The 15977-nt window shown below is 48.4% G+C and carries 15 protein-coding genes; 3 read left to right on the top strand and 12 right to left on the bottom strand.

What is annotated here, in order from left to right; translation table 11 throughout:
* Nucleotides 1–3 precede the first annotated feature (3 nt).
* The 8 genes from NFS35_RS29445 to NFS35_RS23050 form a co-directional block, all read right to left on the bottom strand.
* A complete protein-coding gene (locus tag NFS35_RS29445) occupies nucleotides 4–318 on the bottom strand; it encodes a type I restriction-modification system subunit M N-terminal domain-containing protein (RefSeq protein ID WP_330640420.1) in 315 nt (104 codons plus the stop codon).
* Nucleotides 319–371: 53 nt separating this feature from the next.
* Nucleotides 372–575, bottom strand: a complete 204-nt coding sequence (locus tag NFS35_RS23080; RefSeq protein WP_330640422.1) for a helix-turn-helix domain-containing protein — start codon at nucleotides 573–575, stop codon at nucleotides 372–374.
* Between the two features lie 202 nt (nucleotides 576–777).
* On the bottom strand, nucleotides 778–2142 hold the full coding sequence (locus tag NFS35_RS23075) for a plasmid recombination protein (protein WP_251209416.1): 1365 nt from the start codon (nucleotides 2140–2142) through the stop codon (nucleotides 778–780).
* Between the two features lie 608 nt (nucleotides 2143–2750).
* Nucleotides 2751–4043, bottom strand: a complete 1293-nt coding sequence (locus tag NFS35_RS23070; RefSeq protein ID WP_408629651.1) for a VapE domain-containing protein — start codon at nucleotides 4041–4043, stop codon at nucleotides 2751–2753.
* Between the two features lies 1 nt (nucleotide 4044).
* The gene (locus NFS35_RS23065; RefSeq protein ID WP_251209414.1) at nucleotides 4045–4692 is read right to left on the bottom strand and encodes a CHC2 zinc finger domain-containing protein; all 648 of its coding nucleotides are present in this window, start codon (nucleotides 4690–4692) and stop codon (nucleotides 4045–4047) included.
* A gap of 113 nt (nucleotides 4693–4805) precedes the next feature.
* The gene (locus NFS35_RS23060; protein ID WP_408629650.1) at nucleotides 4806–5141 is read right to left on the bottom strand and encodes a plasmid mobilization protein; all 336 of its coding nucleotides are present in this window, start codon (nucleotides 5139–5141) and stop codon (nucleotides 4806–4808) included.
* Entirely contained in the window at nucleotides 5131–6210 is a 1080-nt protein-coding gene (locus NFS35_RS23055; protein WP_251209412.1) for a site-specific integrase, read from the bottom strand. Before NFS35_RS23055 ends, NFS35_RS23060 begins: the two co-directional genes overlap by 11 nt.
* Nucleotides 6207–6401, bottom strand: a complete 195-nt coding sequence (locus tag NFS35_RS23050; RefSeq protein ID WP_251209411.1) for an ICEBs1 excisionase — start codon at nucleotides 6399–6401, stop codon at nucleotides 6207–6209. Before NFS35_RS23050 ends, NFS35_RS23055 begins: the two co-directional genes overlap by 4 nt.
* Before the next feature lie 172 nt (nucleotides 6402–6573).
* Between NFS35_RS23050 and NFS35_RS23045 the strand changes: the two genes are divergently transcribed.
* On the top strand, nucleotides 6574–7134 hold the full coding sequence (locus NFS35_RS23045) for a helix-turn-helix domain-containing protein (RefSeq protein WP_251209410.1): 561 nt from the start codon (nucleotides 6574–6576) through the stop codon (nucleotides 7132–7134).
* 86 nt (nucleotides 7135–7220) lie between these two features.
* Here NFS35_RS23045 and guaA read toward each other — a convergent pair whose 3' ends face one another.
* From guaA to NFS35_RS23025, 4 genes are all read right to left on the bottom strand, one after another.
* Nucleotides 7221–8513 carry a glutamine-hydrolyzing GMP synthase gene (gene guaA, locus NFS35_RS23040; RefSeq protein ID WP_251209409.1) on the bottom strand — a complete coding sequence of 431 codons (1293 nt, stop codon included), beginning with the start codon at nucleotides 8511–8513 and terminating at the stop codon, nucleotides 7221–7223.
* 137 nt (nucleotides 8514–8650) lie between these two features.
* Nucleotides 8651–9394 (bottom strand): HAD family hydrolase, encoded by a 744-nt coding sequence (locus NFS35_RS23035; protein ID WP_251209408.1) that lies wholly within the window; start codon nucleotides 9392–9394, stop codon nucleotides 8651–8653.
* 141 nt (nucleotides 9395–9535) lie between these two features.
* Complete coding sequence (locus tag NFS35_RS23030; protein ID WP_251209407.1) at nucleotides 9536–10711, bottom strand: Gfo/Idh/MocA family protein; 1176 nt, start codon at nucleotides 10709–10711, stop codon at nucleotides 9536–9538.
* Nucleotides 10712–10727: 16 nt separating this feature from the next.
* Nucleotides 10728–12551 (bottom strand): glycerophosphoryl diester phosphodiesterase membrane domain-containing protein, encoded by a 1824-nt coding sequence (locus tag NFS35_RS23025; RefSeq protein ID WP_251209406.1) that lies wholly within the window; start codon nucleotides 12549–12551, stop codon nucleotides 10728–10730.
* 159 nt (nucleotides 12552–12710) lie between these two features.
* Between NFS35_RS23025 and NFS35_RS23020 the strand changes: the two genes are divergently transcribed.
* Together NFS35_RS23020 and NFS35_RS23015 are read left to right on the top strand one after the other, a co-directional pair.
* Complete coding sequence (locus NFS35_RS23020; RefSeq protein ID WP_251209405.1) at nucleotides 12711–13487, top strand: inositol monophosphatase family protein; 777 nt, start codon at nucleotides 12711–12713, stop codon at nucleotides 13485–13487.
* 490 nt (nucleotides 13488–13977) lie between these two features.
* Nucleotides 13978–15957, top strand: coding sequence for a DNA-directed RNA polymerase subunit alpha C-terminal domain-containing protein (locus NFS35_RS23015; protein ID WP_251209404.1), 1980 nt, complete (start codon nucleotides 13978–13980; stop codon nucleotides 15955–15957).
* Nucleotides 15958–15977 lie beyond the last annotated feature (20 nt).

The following is a 15977-nucleotide window of genomic DNA, read 5'->3' as shown; positions in this document are numbered from 1 at the left end:
TGCCTAATCTACGATTACCGCTATATCATTATCACCTGCATGATTCACAATGTATGACCATCTTGCTGTTTCTTTTAAGTAAAATACATTTACAGCATTATAAAAAGACACCTTTTCCAAAAATGCCGGTATTTCTCCATATTGTTCTATCAATTCTGCACGTCTTTTTTCAAATTTATCCCCTGCAAACTTTAAAAATACCAATCCAATAACTGCATCTCTGTTTTTCTCCGTACTGCCAATTCCCCGTAATGCAACACGGCAATTCCACAGAGTTGTTTCTAATGTAACTTCCTTCACGGCAGCTTTCTTTGCCATTTGTATTTCCTCCATATCTCACATAATATTTCATAACTTATATGCCTCGAAAATCAATATTTCTCTATTTCAACAATATCATCCAATCCACAATTCATAGCATTGCAGATTCTTACTAACACGTCTAATGCTACATATTCATTATTGGACATTTTTGCAAAAGTACTTGGTGCAATCCCTGTTTTCGCCCTAAGTTCCCCTTTTGATATATCTTTGTCAATCATCATCTTCCATAATGGCTTATAATTTACTTTTATTCGCTCTTTTTTCACTGATGTTCTCTCCATGTTTCAATCAAATTCATATATAATTCTATCACATTATATTTGATTTTTCAATTATTATTTTGAGTTCTCAAAATAAGTTTCATAAACTCAATAGGAGCAGATTACTCTGCTCCCATCTCCTAACTGTTCCATCATATCTTTTTGCCTTGTCATCTGCATCAACACATTTACTTTACATCTCTTGTTGCCAATGCTTATCCTTTTCTATCAATTCCTGCTGATTCATTTTTCGCTGGCGGTTATGTTCAGCCGCATCCACTTTAGCTTCCCCTAACTTCTGCTTCATTGTCTTTGGTGCAAGTGATTTTACAAACTCCACAAATGCCCCTCCAAGTCCCCTTGATGCTACAAACCGTTTTAATTTTTCGACTTGCTCATTAAGCGTAGTTATCTTCTGCTCCAGATCCGATATTTTCTTCTCATACTTTTCTAAGAGATGATTTCTTGATACTGCCTTGCTGAAAGCATCCAATATTTTATTCCAGTCGTTTTTCTTTACTTTGACATATTCCTCACTGCCGAAAAAATTTGTCACTGGAACAGCAACACTTTTCATGCTTTTTGTTTCTGCTGTCACTTCCTTTGAAATCATTTTAAAAGTTTCCGCCCTTAAATCATGTTTTGCAAGCACTTCCTTCGCCGCTTTCTCTTTTGCCTCCGCTTCCTCAATCTGCTCTGTGAGTTTCTGTGCCTGTAAAACCAATTCATTGTTTTGTGCCTCCAACGCCTGAACTTGTCCACAAAGTTCTGATGATTGTTGTTCAAGATTATCATTCTGCTGTTCAAGAATTTCATTTTGCCTATCCAGCGCCACCGCCTGTTGTTCCAGTTCCTCCACCTTGTGCATAGCCGCCTTATATTCCGGCAGTGACAGATTATCCCTCTGTACACCTAGAACTTCTATCTCAATCCCCTGCTCCCTGCACAGTTCTGTCAGATACTCCCTCTCCCGTTCCTGCCACGCAACCGTTTCATTCTGCTTTCTGCTGACCGCCTTTGCGAACCCCATCTGCTGGAATGCTTTTGTCAGGCTGTTGCGTGTTTTCATGCCGTTTTTATATCCATGCGCCACAGGGATATAATCTATATGCAGATGCGGCGTTGCCTCGTCCAAATGCATCACACAGTTAAATAAATATAAATTTGGATTACGTTCTTGAAAAGTCTTTGCATAGCGGTCTAAGACCTCTATCGCTGCTTTTGCCTCCTCTGTCATCACCCCGTTCTCATCTGCGACCGGAGTATCCGTCTTTTTGCCTATCTGTACGATATTTTCATAAAATGTCTTTTCCTTATTGCCGGAATTTTCTATCTCTTTCAGATAATCTTCCTTCTGCCTGTCTTTACGCTTCTGCGCCGCATTATAATCCCGAAGCGCCTGTCCGAAGCATTTTTCATAAGCACCTTTTAATGGTTCCTGTATGTAAATCCGGTTCCAAGCTGTTCTTTCCGGCACCACATTATTGCAGATAAATTCCCTGTTATTGTGCGTAAGATGTCCTTTCCCTTTTGGAAAAGAAATTGTTTTTGCCGCCAACGCACCACTCTCTTTCTCATATTTTTATGTATCAAGACTAACTACGGTTTTGTTACTTTTGTCAAAAGTAACGCCTTATTACTTCTGACGCATACGCATCAGAAGTAAGGCGCTCTCCGAGAATAGTATTTGCCGCTGGCAAATACCATCTGTCGGAAAACCATCCGACACATTCCGGAAAAATACAGCCGTCATTCGCTAAAGACAGCGGCGCCGAATAAAGCATTTTTGCTACCATTCCATAAGCTTTCCTTTCAGGATTGAGTACCAAATATAAAAATTCGGAACCACCTATTCGCCCATTTCAAATATAAACACCATCATATCCTCAGATAATTCTATTTCCTGTATCTACCCATGTCCTGTGCGCCGTTTTTATGTTGCCGTAGCCATAAGCCAGCCTGATAATGATTCTTGTATGTTATATTTCTGTATAATAAATGTCCATTTTGTTGCTAATCTAATGATTGCGTTTTCCGTTTTTTCTGTTTACACCGTTTACAAATGACTGAAAACCTTGATTTTCCTATATTCCACTGTAAACTCACCGTTTACAAAAATGTAAACACACCCTGTAAACGGGATAAAAAAGAGTTTAAAATAATGTTTTACTTAAAAGGCGTCTGCGCATTGTCCGGCAGCGGCGTAAAGCCCTGCTTATCTGTCCTGCGTTTCCAGCCACGCTGCAAGCCATACTTTCCGAACCTGTGAGAACTGATTTTCTCCCACCCTTCAATGCAGGTATTCATAATGCTGTTAATTTCCTTAATCTCCCATTGTTTCGGTTCTTCATACTCATGCCGAAGCGCTTCTCTGTAAATCATCTCACTGCACACATATTCGTCAGTACAGTCGTCAAGCCAAGCCTGAATAACGCCCACCTTTGTATCTTCTGGCATAAACTGTTTCTGCATCTCCTTCAGATATTCTTCCATTTCCTTTGACAGTTTCAACTCATGTGTACAGTTCTTATAGATAACCATTGCCTCCGCCCATGCCTGCACAATATATTCCCTCGACTCCTTTTCATCCTCAAGGATATGTTTCTCCACACGCTCCTGATGAACCAGAATAGGCGCAAATCTTCTGTTTCCCGTCCTGTCCAGCGGAAGAAAATCAAGATTATTTGATGTACCGACAAAAATACACTGTCTTGGTCTGTCCTCCGCATAAGTCTGATATGGAATACGGTATGTTTCTTTCTGTCTGCTTAAAAATGATTTAATATCTTCAATGCTTTTTGCATTGACAGTGGCAAGCATTTCCGACATCTCAATAATCCAATGCCCCTGCATCTTGCTGTAAACATTTTCATCATCCATACGCTTCAAATCGTCTGTAAACCACTCATCATTGACAGCAAGAAAACGGAAAAATGTGGACTTTCCTGCGCCCTGACCACCCACAAGGCAGACCATAATCTCAAACTTACAGCCTGGCTCATAAATCCGGTGTATCGCCGCCAGCATCAAAAGCTGCATGATTTCTCTTGTATATTCGTTATCATCTGCGCCCAGAAAACGCGGAAGCAGACTTGCAATTCTGTTTTTTCCGTCCCATTGTAAGGCTTCAAGAAAATTACTGATTGGGTGATAACTTTTTTCACTTGCTACAATGCTGACCGCCTTGTTAATTGCCTTATCACTGGAAATTCCATAATTTGTTTCTATGTAACGCTGAATCTGGTACATATCCACATCAGTGACACAGCTTCCATTCCGTTTCCACAATAACGGCTTTACAATATCTATTTTATTTGTCAGCTCATTTTTACATATGGCATCTTTCAGCACTGGATCTCTGTATAAAATAGTCATACAGTTCTCGATGGAAGATTTCACATTCCCTTTCTGTGTTCTTGCAAGCGACTCCAGCACGTCCTCCACGGTACTCATTTCCATATCAAGCGCTTCCCCTACTGCATCCCATAATTCGTTTTCCACCTGCACAGACTTTTCCTGCAATCTCCTCCACCTTCTTCCTGTCTTTTAAAAATAACTCCTGCCTTTCTGAAACTTCTCCCATGCACAGAATATCGAGCCAGTAATTGATAAGTGGCTCTGCATGGAGTATCTGTGCATAATCTTCCGAAAAAATAATGTCAGGCGGTTTTCCAATAAGGAAATCACTTACACTTTTAATTTCTGATAAACTGTCCCTTAAAATATCAACAGCCTCATTACACCATTTTTCAAAACGCTCCTTAATGCGAGTTATTCTTTCCTGCTCTGCTTTTTTTCTGCGGATACGCTCCTTTTCCTGTGCATTTAACTCTGTTTTTCCCTTTACCTCAATAGGCAGAGAAAAATCCCCTATCAGCTTGAATGCCGCATCATACTGTGACAGTCCGAACATACGGGAAACATAGTCAATGACATCTCCGCCGACACCACAGGCAAAACAGTGATAATTTTTATCAATCTTCATGCTTGGGTGTTTATCATCATGGAATGGACAACAGGCAGTTCCATTTCTCCTAACTTTCAAACCATAATATTCTGCTGCCTGTCTTGCTGTCAGATGTTCCTTTACTTCTGAAAAAATATTCAATTTTATGACTTCTCCTCCTTTTCATCTGGAAAAGCCTCTGCTATAATAAATTTGCATATTTTATGTAGAGAGGCTCGTCCTTTTTGCAGCATGGACTGAGTTGTACCACCAACTCAATCCGTATCTGAAATGCTCCTGTTACCAGCAGGGGCATTTTCATTTTGTTCAATTTCCACTAGCTGTTTTACCAGTTCCAACAGTAGTTTTTCATCTTCCGCATTTCCATCTTTCAGATGCGACAATATCTGTTCCAAAACCTTTGCAACTCTGTTGGACATATAACTTCCAGCAGCCACTGTCACTTCCTGTCCCAATATGGCTTTCCGATAATAATCTCCTTTAGGAAGCCCTGATAATATAATCTTTGCTTCCACTTGGGCTTTTTCCTCGTCACTCAACCAAAAAGCGATTGTATTACACCGAAATCTGTCCTCACGTTTACACGCCACTTTCCTCACCCCTTTCCACTTTTCCAAGTCTGTCTGCAATTTTTACCTGTGCATCCATAGACTGATGGCAATATGTTTCAATCGTTGTTGTAACTTTCCCATGCCCTAATCGTTTTGCAATCTCAACTGGACTAAATCCCATTTGTACAAGCATACTTGCATGGCTGTGTCTGGTACAATGGACAGTTATCTTTTTCACGCCTGACAGTTTAATTCCCCTCTCCATTTCATGCTCAAAGAAACTCTTTGTTCTGCCTGCAAAAAGACGTGTTCCTGCCCTTGCACGATAGAGTGTTGAAATATACTCTTTGATCACATTCTGCAATTCCTTATGTATTGTAATTATTCTGATCGAGCTTTCTGTTTTCGGTGCGGTTATCAAATCCTCTCCGTCAATCCTCGCAAGGGATTCATCAACGGTAATCGTGCCTTCTTCAAAATTTACGTCCTTTACCTGAAGGGCAAGTAATTCTCCCAGACGCATTCCCGTCCAGAATAAAATCTGAAATGCAACCCACGAATCCTGTTTATCCATAATTGCATCCGAAAACTTCTGAAATTCCTCCAACGTCCAGTATGGTCTTTCATCCGCCCTGCTCTTTCCCATGCTTCCTGCTTTCCGGCATGGATTGGATCGCAAATCGTAAAAATTAACTGCATAATTTAAAATTGCACTGAGCTGGTTATGTATGGTTTTCAGATAAGTTGGCTTGAAGCCTTTTTCCATCATTTCACCCTGCCATTTCCTTATCATCGGTGCCGTAATTTCATTGATTGGTGTCTTGCCAAAGTAAGGAAGCACCTTATCTTTCATTACATACTCCTTCTGCTTCATGGTAGTTTTCCGCAAGCGCTTTTCCATATCCGCCTTGTAAATCTCCCAAAAATCAGCCAGCGTCATTGTCGGATCAGAGGATTGCTGCAACAGGAAGTGCGCATACCATTCTTCTGCTTCCTTCTTTGTTTTAAATCCTCTTTTCTGTGACTTCTTTTTCGCTCCTGTCCAGTCCGTCCAGCGGTATTGTATCCGCCATGTGCCGTTGGGATCTTTTTTCGCATTACAGCTCATACAACCGCCTCCTTTGCCGCCCCATACCATTTTTCTTTGAAATAGGCTACGGGGATTTTCCCTGCAATCGTAAGAAATCCCATGCCTGCCAAATCCCTGTTCATCTCTCTGAGAATCTTGTAGGATTTTCCCATGCTCACACCGAGCATCTTGGAAATGTCCTCTGCATTGTAGTAAATCTTTTCATTCATGCTTTTTCCTCTCTTTCTCTATATTTGTTTCTATACAGTATCATTATGTTTCGTTTTTATCATATCGTAACTTTTGTTTCTTGTCAATATCTTTTGTACTTTATTTTTTTCTCTTTATGTGGTATGATTGATTTAGTGCAAATACACAGCTAAAACTTTAGGAGGCAGACTTATGACTGTTGGAGAAAATATCCGCCGCATCCGCAAAGAGCGTGGTCTTACCCAGAAACAATTAGGTGAATTGGTTGGTGCAAGCGAAGCCTATATTCGTGCCTACGAAAGCGGCAGGCGCAATCCCAAGCCGTCATCACTTGAAAAAATAGCAAATGCCCTTGCCGTCAATCCGGAGGTATTGGAAAATTCCGATTTTGACATGATTAAAGCCATGCACCGCTTATTCCAGATTGCCCGGCAATACAACGGACATCTTTTTGCGTGCAAAGACGATGAGGGCAATGATACAGTTGGTATACGTTTTGAAACCTTGACGCTGATGAATGCATGGTGCCAGCGTTACGAGAACTTTTTAGAAGATGTAGAAAAATGCAATGAAATCAAAGATGCGAAAAAACGCGGGGAAGCTCTTATTAAAGCTGAAATGGATTACGACCGCTGGATGGACACTTATCCCGAACAAAACGGAAATACTTTTTATGACCTCAGTATTCAGCAGCTCCACGACCAAATCATGGAAGATACAGAACACCGTCTGATAGATGACAAACTGGATTAAAAAAATCTGTACCCAAATCGTACCCACCGCCAATTAAAAAATCCCCGCAAGCCTTGATTTTTCAAGACTTGCGAGGATTTACCCTCTCACTCGAACTCTATAGTCGCCGGCGGCTTAGGACTCATATCATAACAAACCCGATTCACTTGCTCCACCTCAGCCAATATCCGTTTCGTAATCCTCTCCAGCACATCCCAGTCCACTTTCTCAGCCGAAGCCGTCATAGCGTCAATCGTATTGATTGCGCGGATAATCACCATATACTCAAACACCCGCGCATTATTTTTCATCCCCACCGACTTAAAGTCCGGCACCACAGTAAAGTACTGCCACACTTTCTTATCCAGCCCCGCCCTGGCGAATTCCTCCCGCAGGATGGCATCCGATTCCCGCACAGCCTCCAGCCTGTCCCTGGTAATCGCGCCCAGACACCTTACCCCGAGTCCGGGCCCGGGGAACGGCTGACGGTACACCATGTCGTGGGGCAGCCCCAGTTCCACGCCGCAGGCCCGCACCTCATCCTTGAAAAGCTGCTTCAGCGGCTCCACCAGTTCGAACTTCAGATCCTCCGGAAGCCCTCCCACATTGTGATGGGACTTCACTATCTTCGCCGTCTTTGTCCCGCTCTCAATGATATCGGGATAGATGGTGCCCTGTCCCAGGAAATCGATTCCCTCCAGCTTCCTGGCTTCTTCCTCGAACACGCGGATGAACTCCCCGCCGATAATCTTCCGCTTCTGCTCCGGATCCGCCACCCCGGCCAGCTTGCCCAGGAAACGCTCGGAAGCGTCTACATAAATCAGATTCGCATGCAGCTCGTCCCGGAACACCTTCACCACGCTTTCGGACTCATTCTTGCGCATAAGCCCATGATTCACATGCACACATACCAGCTGGCTGCCAACCGCCCTGATCAGCATAGCCGCCACCACAGAAGAATCCACGCCCCCGGACAAAGCCAGCAGCACTTTCCGCTCTCCCACCTGCTGCCGGATCAGCTCTACCTGATCCTCGATAAAATTCTTCATATTCCAGTTGGCTTCCGCCCGACAATCCTCAAACAGGAACTTTTTCAGCGCTTCCTGCTCCGGAAGAGCCTCAAAACGGGACTCGCATTTCGACTGGGGATAGTCAACGGAAATCACAGGATATCCCAACCCGTAAATTTCCGGCCGCACCTCCACCGCCTGTCCGTCCACCACGCGGTTCTCACCGCCGTTCAAAATGATGCCCTTTACATTCGGCAGGGCCTGCAGCTCCTCCGCCGTGATGTCATGGGGATGTATCTCGCTGTACACGCCAAGGGCGCGGATGTCCCTGGCAAGGATCGTGTTCTGGGTGCTGCCCAGGTCAAGAATAACGATTAAGTCTTGTTTCATCGCAAAGCTCTCCTTCTCTTCTATCCATGGTGTATGTTACCCGTCGTCCTCGCAGACACGCCGCTTCAGGCGGGCCTGCGGATTCTTATTTCAGTATAAAAGCATCTTTGGCAGATTGCAATCCCTTTGTCAAAAACTTATCCCGACGTTTCTCCAGCTCCCTCTCCCTCCAGGATTTCCTGCAGCCTTTTCCAGTCCCTGACCGCCATGATTCCCTCTTTTTCTCCGCAGGGCAGATCCGATGCCCCCAGATACCAGACCGGGAAAATCCCGGCATTCATCGCGCCCATTATGTCGCATTCATACTGGTCGCCCACATACCAGACTTCCTCCGGCTTCAAGTCCGCCTTTTCCAGAGCCAGGTCAAAAATCCTTTTGTTGGGCTTTCGATACATATACTCGCTGGTGGCGATGATGAACTCGAAATGATTCTTCGGGACAATCTCGGCAATCCTGTTCCGCACCGCCTTTCCCCCATAGGAAATATTGCTGATCACCCCTGTGCGGATTTGATTTTCCGATAGAAATTCCAAAAACGCTTCAATCCCCTCCGTGGGCTTTCCGGGCGCGGCAGCGTCCCAGAATACACTGTCAATCTGCTCCGGCGCAAGGGACAGTTCAATCCCCAGCGACTCATACAGATAGGCAGTGAACATATGGTTCGGCACCTCTATCTGAAACAAATGGCGCCTCTCCGGGTCAACCCTCCCCAGCTCCCTGTTGATTTTCTCCGCCTCTGCCTGCACCTGCGCCGCGGATAGTCCATGCCTATTTTTCACGGCATATTTCAGCACTTCCTCCGTCCCTTTCACACCGTCAAATTTCGCCTCGTCTGCCAGTGTCTGCCCATAATCAAAAAGTACCATCTTCGGTCTCTTCACTGTTTTCCCTCCCCCGCATACCCAAAACCCCTGAATAGGTCTCCTCTTCCACAGCCTTCTCCGTAAAACAAATCCCCCAAGCCGCACCCGGGAGAATGCCCACACCCGGAACACTCTGCCCTGTGAGCGCACTTCTCACACTTACCACCTGACGCTCCACCGCTCCGAATACTCGCCGGATAACTCCTCATGGCGCACATTCCTCCGCACCGCATCCTCCGACTCCTGCTTTTTACGCAAAATAGCGTTAAATTCTTCCTCGTTTAACGGCAACTCCGCCCACTCGTCTTTCCAGGCCGAGAGATAGGCGGCATTGCTGAGGGTCAGTCCCCGAATCCCCTCCACACCCGGCGCAATGAGCTCTTCTCCATAGAGCACTGCATTGGTATAGTTCTGCAGAATCTCCAGATGCCCCCCGCCCGGTTCTTCCTGCTCCATAATCTGGCAGTCCACTTTCTCCTGAGGCATCCCCTCCTTTGAGGTTTGGCAGATCTCCCTCTCATCCCGCTCCAGCAGGAAAAGCTTCAGGCATCCATTCTCCACCACGGCTTTCCCCAAAGTCCCGCTGATTTCCATCCGGTTTGTACCGGGATACTCCCCGGTGGAAGTGATGAACACCGCGCTGGCGCCGTTTTCATACTCCGCATAGATAGTAGCGTCATCCTCCACCGCAATCCTATGGTAATGCCCCTCCTTGCAAAATGCCCGCAGTCTTACCGGCATCCCCAGAATCCACTGCCAGATGTCCAGGTTGTGGGGGCACTGGTTCAGCAGCACGCCGCCTCCCTCCCCGTTCCAGGTGGCCCGCCAGTCGCCGGAATCATAGTATGCCTGGGTGCGGTACCAGTTATTGATGATCCACACAAAGCGCTTGATTTCCCCCAGCGCGCCCTCCCGCACCAAATCATGCAGCCTCCTGTAAAGCTGGTTCGTCCGCTGATTGTACATGATGCCGAACACGGTCCCGCTCTCCGCCGCGGCCTGGTTCATCCTGGCCACGCTGGCGGTATCGATGCCAGCCGGCTTTTCCGTCAGCACATTCAGTTTCCGCCCAAAAGCTTTCTCCGCAATCACAGGGTGCAGCTTATGAGGCGTGGCAATCAGCACCGCGTCTATCTCCCCGCTGTCCAGAAGTTCCTCATAATCCCGATACAGAGAGACTCCCGCAAACCGTTCCTCCGCCCATTTCAGGCGCTCCTCCCTGCAGTCGCACACTGCCGTCAGCTCCGCGCCCTTTACCCTGGCCCCAAAGAGCTGCACCGCATGTGCTCCTCCCATGTTTCCGATTCCCACGATTCCAAAACGCAAACTATCCATCTCCGTCCCTCCCGACTTAGAAGATTTTCTCCAGCAGTTTTATATATTCACTAATCAAATCACTGGTCTTCTCCGCATAAATCGTTTCCTTTGCCAGCGTCACATTGTCCGTAATCACATTGTCCACGTTCAGTTCCACCATCTTCCGGATGCCGGCCTCCGTATTCACGGTCCATGCGTACAGCTGCTTCCCCTCCCCATGGACTCTGGTGACCAGATTCTCCGTTACATTGGCAGCCTCCACGCTGAAATGATCCGCCGCCTCCAGCGCCGTGATGTCCCCATAGGCCAGGCTCATGACATAGACCGTCACGGCATCCGGGTTATAGTCTTTCACATTCTCCAGCACATGATAGACCTGGGAAGTGATTACGCACTCCTCCAGAAAGTCATATTCCGTCACGATATCCACCACAGTTTTCTCAAAATCCGTCTCATGGCCCGTGGGCTTCAGCTCGATGTTCAGCTTAATCAGATTCTCTTTAGCAAACTCCACCGCCTCCGCCAGCAGCGGAATCCGCTCCCCCGCGTGCTCCTCTCCAAAAAGATTGCCGGCATCCAGCCTGCTCACCTCATCGCAGGTCAGCTCCCAGGTATTGCGGTTCACGCCCGTGGTGCGCTTGAAATTGGTATCATGGATGACGATAATCTGTCCGTCCTTTGTCTGCTGCACATCCAGCTCAATCCAGTCCGCGCCCAGTTCGCTGGCCCCTGCAAAGGCGCTCATGGTATTTTCCGGATAGTCCACAGATGCCCCTCTGTGGGCCGTGACCTCCGTGGTTCGGGCGTACTCAATGTTCAAGTTGTATTTTCCCAGCTGCAGCCCATAGGTGAACGCCACTCCCAGAATCAGGGCCACTATGGCGATTCCCGCGCAGACCGCCCGCATATGCGATTTGTCCCAAAGTCCGCTCTCCCTCTCCTGCAGCCGCAGACTGCGGATTTCCTCCCCCTGCTCCCGCTTATGGGCATAGAACAGAACGCTGATGCCCGCATAGCCGATGGGCATGGACAGGGACATGAACACCACCGCCGACAAAGCGATGAACATCCAGATAATCGTGGACACCAGGCTGTTCAGCAGCACAAAACGCTCCAGCATGCCATCCACCGCCATAATCAGCAGAATCCCGATCAGGACACAGCCCAAAAAACCCAGAGATATCACCAGCTGCATGGCAACCAGAGAAAGCAGGTCCCTGACATGCCTTTTTGCTCCCAGACGACGGCTGCGCCTTCTGGCCTCTTTAAAAGGAATGTCCTCCAGAACCAGATAATGCAGCGAATACAGCCAGCGCAGCAGCAATGCCGCCAGCAGCGCGACCAGGGCAATGCACAACACCAGCAAAATATGGTTTTTCTGGATATAATCCTGAATGAATCCCGGCACCTGAATGGTAGAGATTACCCCGGAGGCCAGCCCCAGGTTCAGGAACGGAATCAAAAACAGGGTAAAGAATGTCAGCGAAAGGCTCTTAAGATGCAGCATTCCCGCACATTTGCGGCCAGACAGCCGAACCACGTCCGGCAGGCGTACTTTTCGGTTCTGGCAGGACTGATCCAGTATGATGATTACCGTGGCGATATCGAACATGGTATATGCGGTCATAAGCAATAGCAGCGCAAGAAATGACACAATCGTCACCGGGTGGATAACAAAAAACAGGATATTCTCCACTGTCAGATACCTGTATCCTGTCATCTTCATCGTCAGACGGACGCCTCCTGAGAACAGCGGCACGGCCACCAGAAACGTCAGCAGCTTGAAAACGATTTCAAATTCTGCCAGCGCCTTTCGGTTCTGATTCACCAGCCTCCCCAGTTGCCTTACTTTCCCCATTGATTTCCGCCCTCGTGATATGCTTTCCGATTTTCCCCACTAAACACATTATAGTGAATCTGCCCGAAAAGTCAATCATTATGACGAAGCCCTTGCAGAAGTTGGAGAAAATAGTTATAATTGCAATAGATTCCGATAAGTCAAAGATGGAGGGCAATCATGCAGGAAGAAAATCTGCTTCAGAAAATCATAGATATCGTCAGGGACTGTGAGGGCATCCTGTTGAATGCCACTGATATGGAACGGAAAATCCACCAGAAGGCCGGCAGGGGAAACTTCGTGACAGACTACGATTCCAGAGTACAGGCAATCCTGCAGACCCGCCTGCTGGGGCTGATTCCGGATGCCGTATTTCTGGGGGAGGAGGACCAGATGGACCATACGGATATTTCAAAGGGCTATGCCTTTATCGTGGATCCCATCGACGGCACCGCCAATTTTACCAGAAATTATCATGCCAGCTGCATCAGCGTAGCGCTGGCGCTGGACGGTTCTCCTATCCTGGGGGTAGTGCATAACCCCTATCAGCAGGAGACCTTTTGTGCCTTGAAAGGAAAGGGCGCGTATCTGAACGGCGAGAGGATTCACACTTCGGACAGGACGCTGGCGGAAAGCCTAATTCTGTTCGGCACAGCTCCCTACAATGAGGCGCTGACCCGGAAATCCTTCGAGGTAGCCTACCGCTATATGTCCCGGGCGGAGGACCTGCGCAGAAGCGGTTCTGCCGCTATTGATCTGTGCATGGTAGCATGCGGCAGAGCTGAATTCTTCTTTGAGTTGGCACTGTCGCCTTGGGACTACGCCGCCGGAGCCCTGATTGTGGAGGAGGCCGGAGGCTTTGTAAGCGACCTGCAGGGGCGGCCCCTTACCTATGACCGCAGGCAGGCCATCGCTGCCAGAGCGCCAAGGGTGGAGCTGCTGGATGTCAGTCTTTGAATAGCCCCTTATAGAATCCGGTCTGAAATTTTCTATTGACACCCACACGAACACCTGATATAATATCTCTCGTGTGAATTTATATCATTTCACACGGCAAGTCATATATAGTTTGATAGACAAGCTGATGTAACAGTATATGGAAGAGTGCAGAAAGAGTATCCCAGGGGGGTACTCTGCCCTCTCGAAGGTACTGTACATCGGCTTTTTTGTTGTGCCGACATTTTCCCACAGGGGAACACCCGCTCCTTGACAACTTAACCGCAGTCTCTGTCGGTCAGGGAAGCGCCGCCATGACCTGCAAGATCATGAACATCATAAGGAACCGCCTGCAGGCAGTTCCTGACATGATCCCGCAGTGAGCGTGCCAAGGATAAACCGCTGGGACTGCGGCGCAAATTGCACTACAAATTATGCCATACGCCGCAGCTCATCCTGCGGCACTGAAACTTATCAATTTCTTTGTATGATGAAAGGAGCGGCACAGCCTATGTCAGACTATATATGGAACCAGGAAAACAAAGAAATCGCGAATATCACACCTTTGGCCGCAGAGGCCTGCAACGGTTATTATCTGTCAGAAAGGACTTCCAGGGCAGTGGGGCGATTCGTGCGGACAGCATCGCTGCTTCCGGAGAACGGGTTCCTCGGATGGCAGATGAATTCTGATAAAGAAGGAAACCTCCGTACATTTGCGTTCTCAAGCCAGGACGTCAATATGACATCCGATGACTTTGGGTGGATTTTTCAGAAATGTGCGGACGCCGAAGCGGAGAAGGCGGATTCCTTTGAGAATCTGCCCAAGGATTTCCGCAAGATATATGTCCTGCGGCATGTGCCGGGGATTTCCGATGAGCTCCAGGCATTCGGGAACCAGCATCTGCCCTCTGAGGATACGGATTATCTCCGGGATGTGGTCAGGGCTGTGAAGGAATCCGGAGGAATCATCCGGATTACGGCAGAGACCGGTCATGACGGCCAGGGCATGATACTGTTCAGCCTGGCGGAAGAGATGACCCTCCGGATGCGCGCCATGCTTTCCCTGGCATTTCCGGATACTGTCCTGATGGAGGCAGCCATGGCAGACGGAAATACGGATTTCAGGATTCCGGCAAAGTGCCTGATGGAAAGCATGAAAAGGCTGCTGGAGGTCGTTATCCTTGAGGATTCCTCCATAGATTCCGAGGATTCTGCTTACAGATTCCGTTGGGAGAATGAAGATGATCCGGACGCAGCCTATGGTTACGACGATCCGGAGGAATACGATCCGGAGGAATACGATCCGGAGGAATACGATCCGGAGGAATACGATCCGGAGAATCCAGCAGCCCACAGCCAGCCTGAATCCGGAGAGAAATCCGACGGCGGGAAGGACCCTGACAGGGACCGGGAGCTTGACGATCTCACCATCGATGAGCTGGAACTGAGCATACGTTCCTATACCTGTCTGAGACAGGCCGGAATCAACACCGTGGGTGAACTCCGGAAAATGAGCCGGGAGGACCTCGCAGAGATCCGGAACCTTGGATCGAGAAGCCTGGAGGAAGTCATAAATAAGCTTGCGTCAATGGGCCTGGCCCTTCAGGGCGACCAGCAGCCTCCCAGCAGCTCCCACATGCTGGCACAACTGATAGGCCTGAAGGACGTGAAGGAGCAGGTCAGGAAAATAGCGGCGTTCGCCAGGATGAAGAAAGACATGGAGACCCTGGGCAAGGCGTCCGTCCCGGTGGCGCTGAACATGGAGTTCGTGGGGAACCCCGGTACGGCGAAGACCACCGTGGCCAGAATCCTGGCCGGAATCTTCCAGGAGATCGGAATCCTTTCCAGCAGCCAGATTGTGGAGACCGGCCGGGCGGATCTGGTAGCCGGCTATATCGGCCAGACCGCCATCAATGTGAAGTCCGTGTTCGAGAGGGCCAGGGGGAAACTCCTGTTCATCGACGAGGCCTATTCCCTCGCATCGGACTCCCCCAGGGACTTCGGCTATGAGGCCATCAACACCATCGTACAGGAGATGGAGAACAGCCGCGGCGATACAGTCGTGGTCTTCGCCGGTTACCCGGATAAGATGGAATCCTTTTTTTCCATGAATCCGGGCCTGCAGTCCCGCGTCCCCTTCCGCATCAGCTTCCCCGACTACTCCGTCGGCGAGATGGCACAGATCGTCAGCCTGGAGGCGCAGAAGCGAGGCTTCTCCCTCTGTCCCCGGGCGCTGGAAAAGGCGGTCTCCCTCTGCGGGGAGGCGAAGCAGCGTTCCGACACAGGGAACGGGCGTTTCTGCAGGAATCTGGTGGAAAACGCAATCCTGGGCTATGCCTTGCGGGTCTACGGGGAAGGGGCGGAAGCCGACGACGGCGCGGAAAAGGATTTCATCCTTGCGGAAGAGGATTTCTCCCTGCCGGACAATATGCAGGCCATACCGGAAATACAGGAGGCAAAAAAATCCGCGCCCATAGGCTTCCGTTATTAGCTGCGGGTATTCGTTATGGG

Source organism: Acetatifactor aquisgranensis, assembly GCF_943193215.1.
In the GTDB taxonomy this organism is placed as follows: Bacteria; Bacillota; Clostridia; order Lachnospirales; family Lachnospiraceae; genus Acetatifactor; species Acetatifactor aquisgranensis.
This window is presented reverse-complemented; position numbering and strand designations above follow the sequence as displayed.

What these genes read in the sequence shown, in the direction of transcription:
- NFS35_RS29445 (WP_330640420.1), bottom strand. Translation starts at nt 318, where the DNA reads ATGGCAAAGAAAGCTGCCGTGAAGGAAGTTACATTAGAAACAACTCTG.
- NFS35_RS23070 (WP_408629651.1), bottom strand. Translation starts at nt 4,043, where the DNA reads ATGGAAATGAGTACCGTGGAGGACGTGCTGGAGTCGCTTGCAAGAACA.
- NFS35_RS23055 (WP_251209412.1), bottom strand. Translation starts at nt 6,210, where the DNA reads ATGAGCTGTAATGCGAAAAAAGATCCCAACGGCACATGGCGGATACAA.
- NFS35_RS23050 (WP_251209411.1), bottom strand. Translation starts at nt 6,401, where the DNA reads ATGAATGAAAAGATTTACTACAATGCAGAGGACATTTCCAAGATGCTC.
- NFS35_RS23045 (WP_251209410.1), top strand. Translation starts at nt 6,574, where the DNA reads ATGACTGTTGGAGAAAATATCCGCCGCATCCGCAAAGAGCGTGGTCTT.
- guaA (WP_251209409.1), bottom strand. Translation starts at nt 8,513, where the DNA reads ATGAAACAAGACTTAATCGTTATTCTTGACCTGGGCAGCACCCAGAAC.
- NFS35_RS23030 (WP_251209407.1), bottom strand. Translation starts at nt 10,711, where the DNA reads ATGGATAGTTTGCGTTTTGGAATCGTGGGAATCGGAAACATGGGAGGA.
- NFS35_RS23025 (WP_251209406.1), bottom strand. Translation starts at nt 12,551, where the DNA reads ATGGGGAAAGTAAGGCAACTGGGGAGGCTGGTGAATCAGAACCGAAAG.
- NFS35_RS23020 (WP_251209405.1), top strand. Translation starts at nt 12,711, where the DNA reads ATGCAGGAAGAAAATCTGCTTCAGAAAATCATAGATATCGTCAGGGAC.
- NFS35_RS23015 (WP_251209404.1), top strand. Translation starts at nt 13,978, where the DNA reads ATGTCAGACTATATATGGAACCAGGAAAACAAAGAAATCGCGAATATC.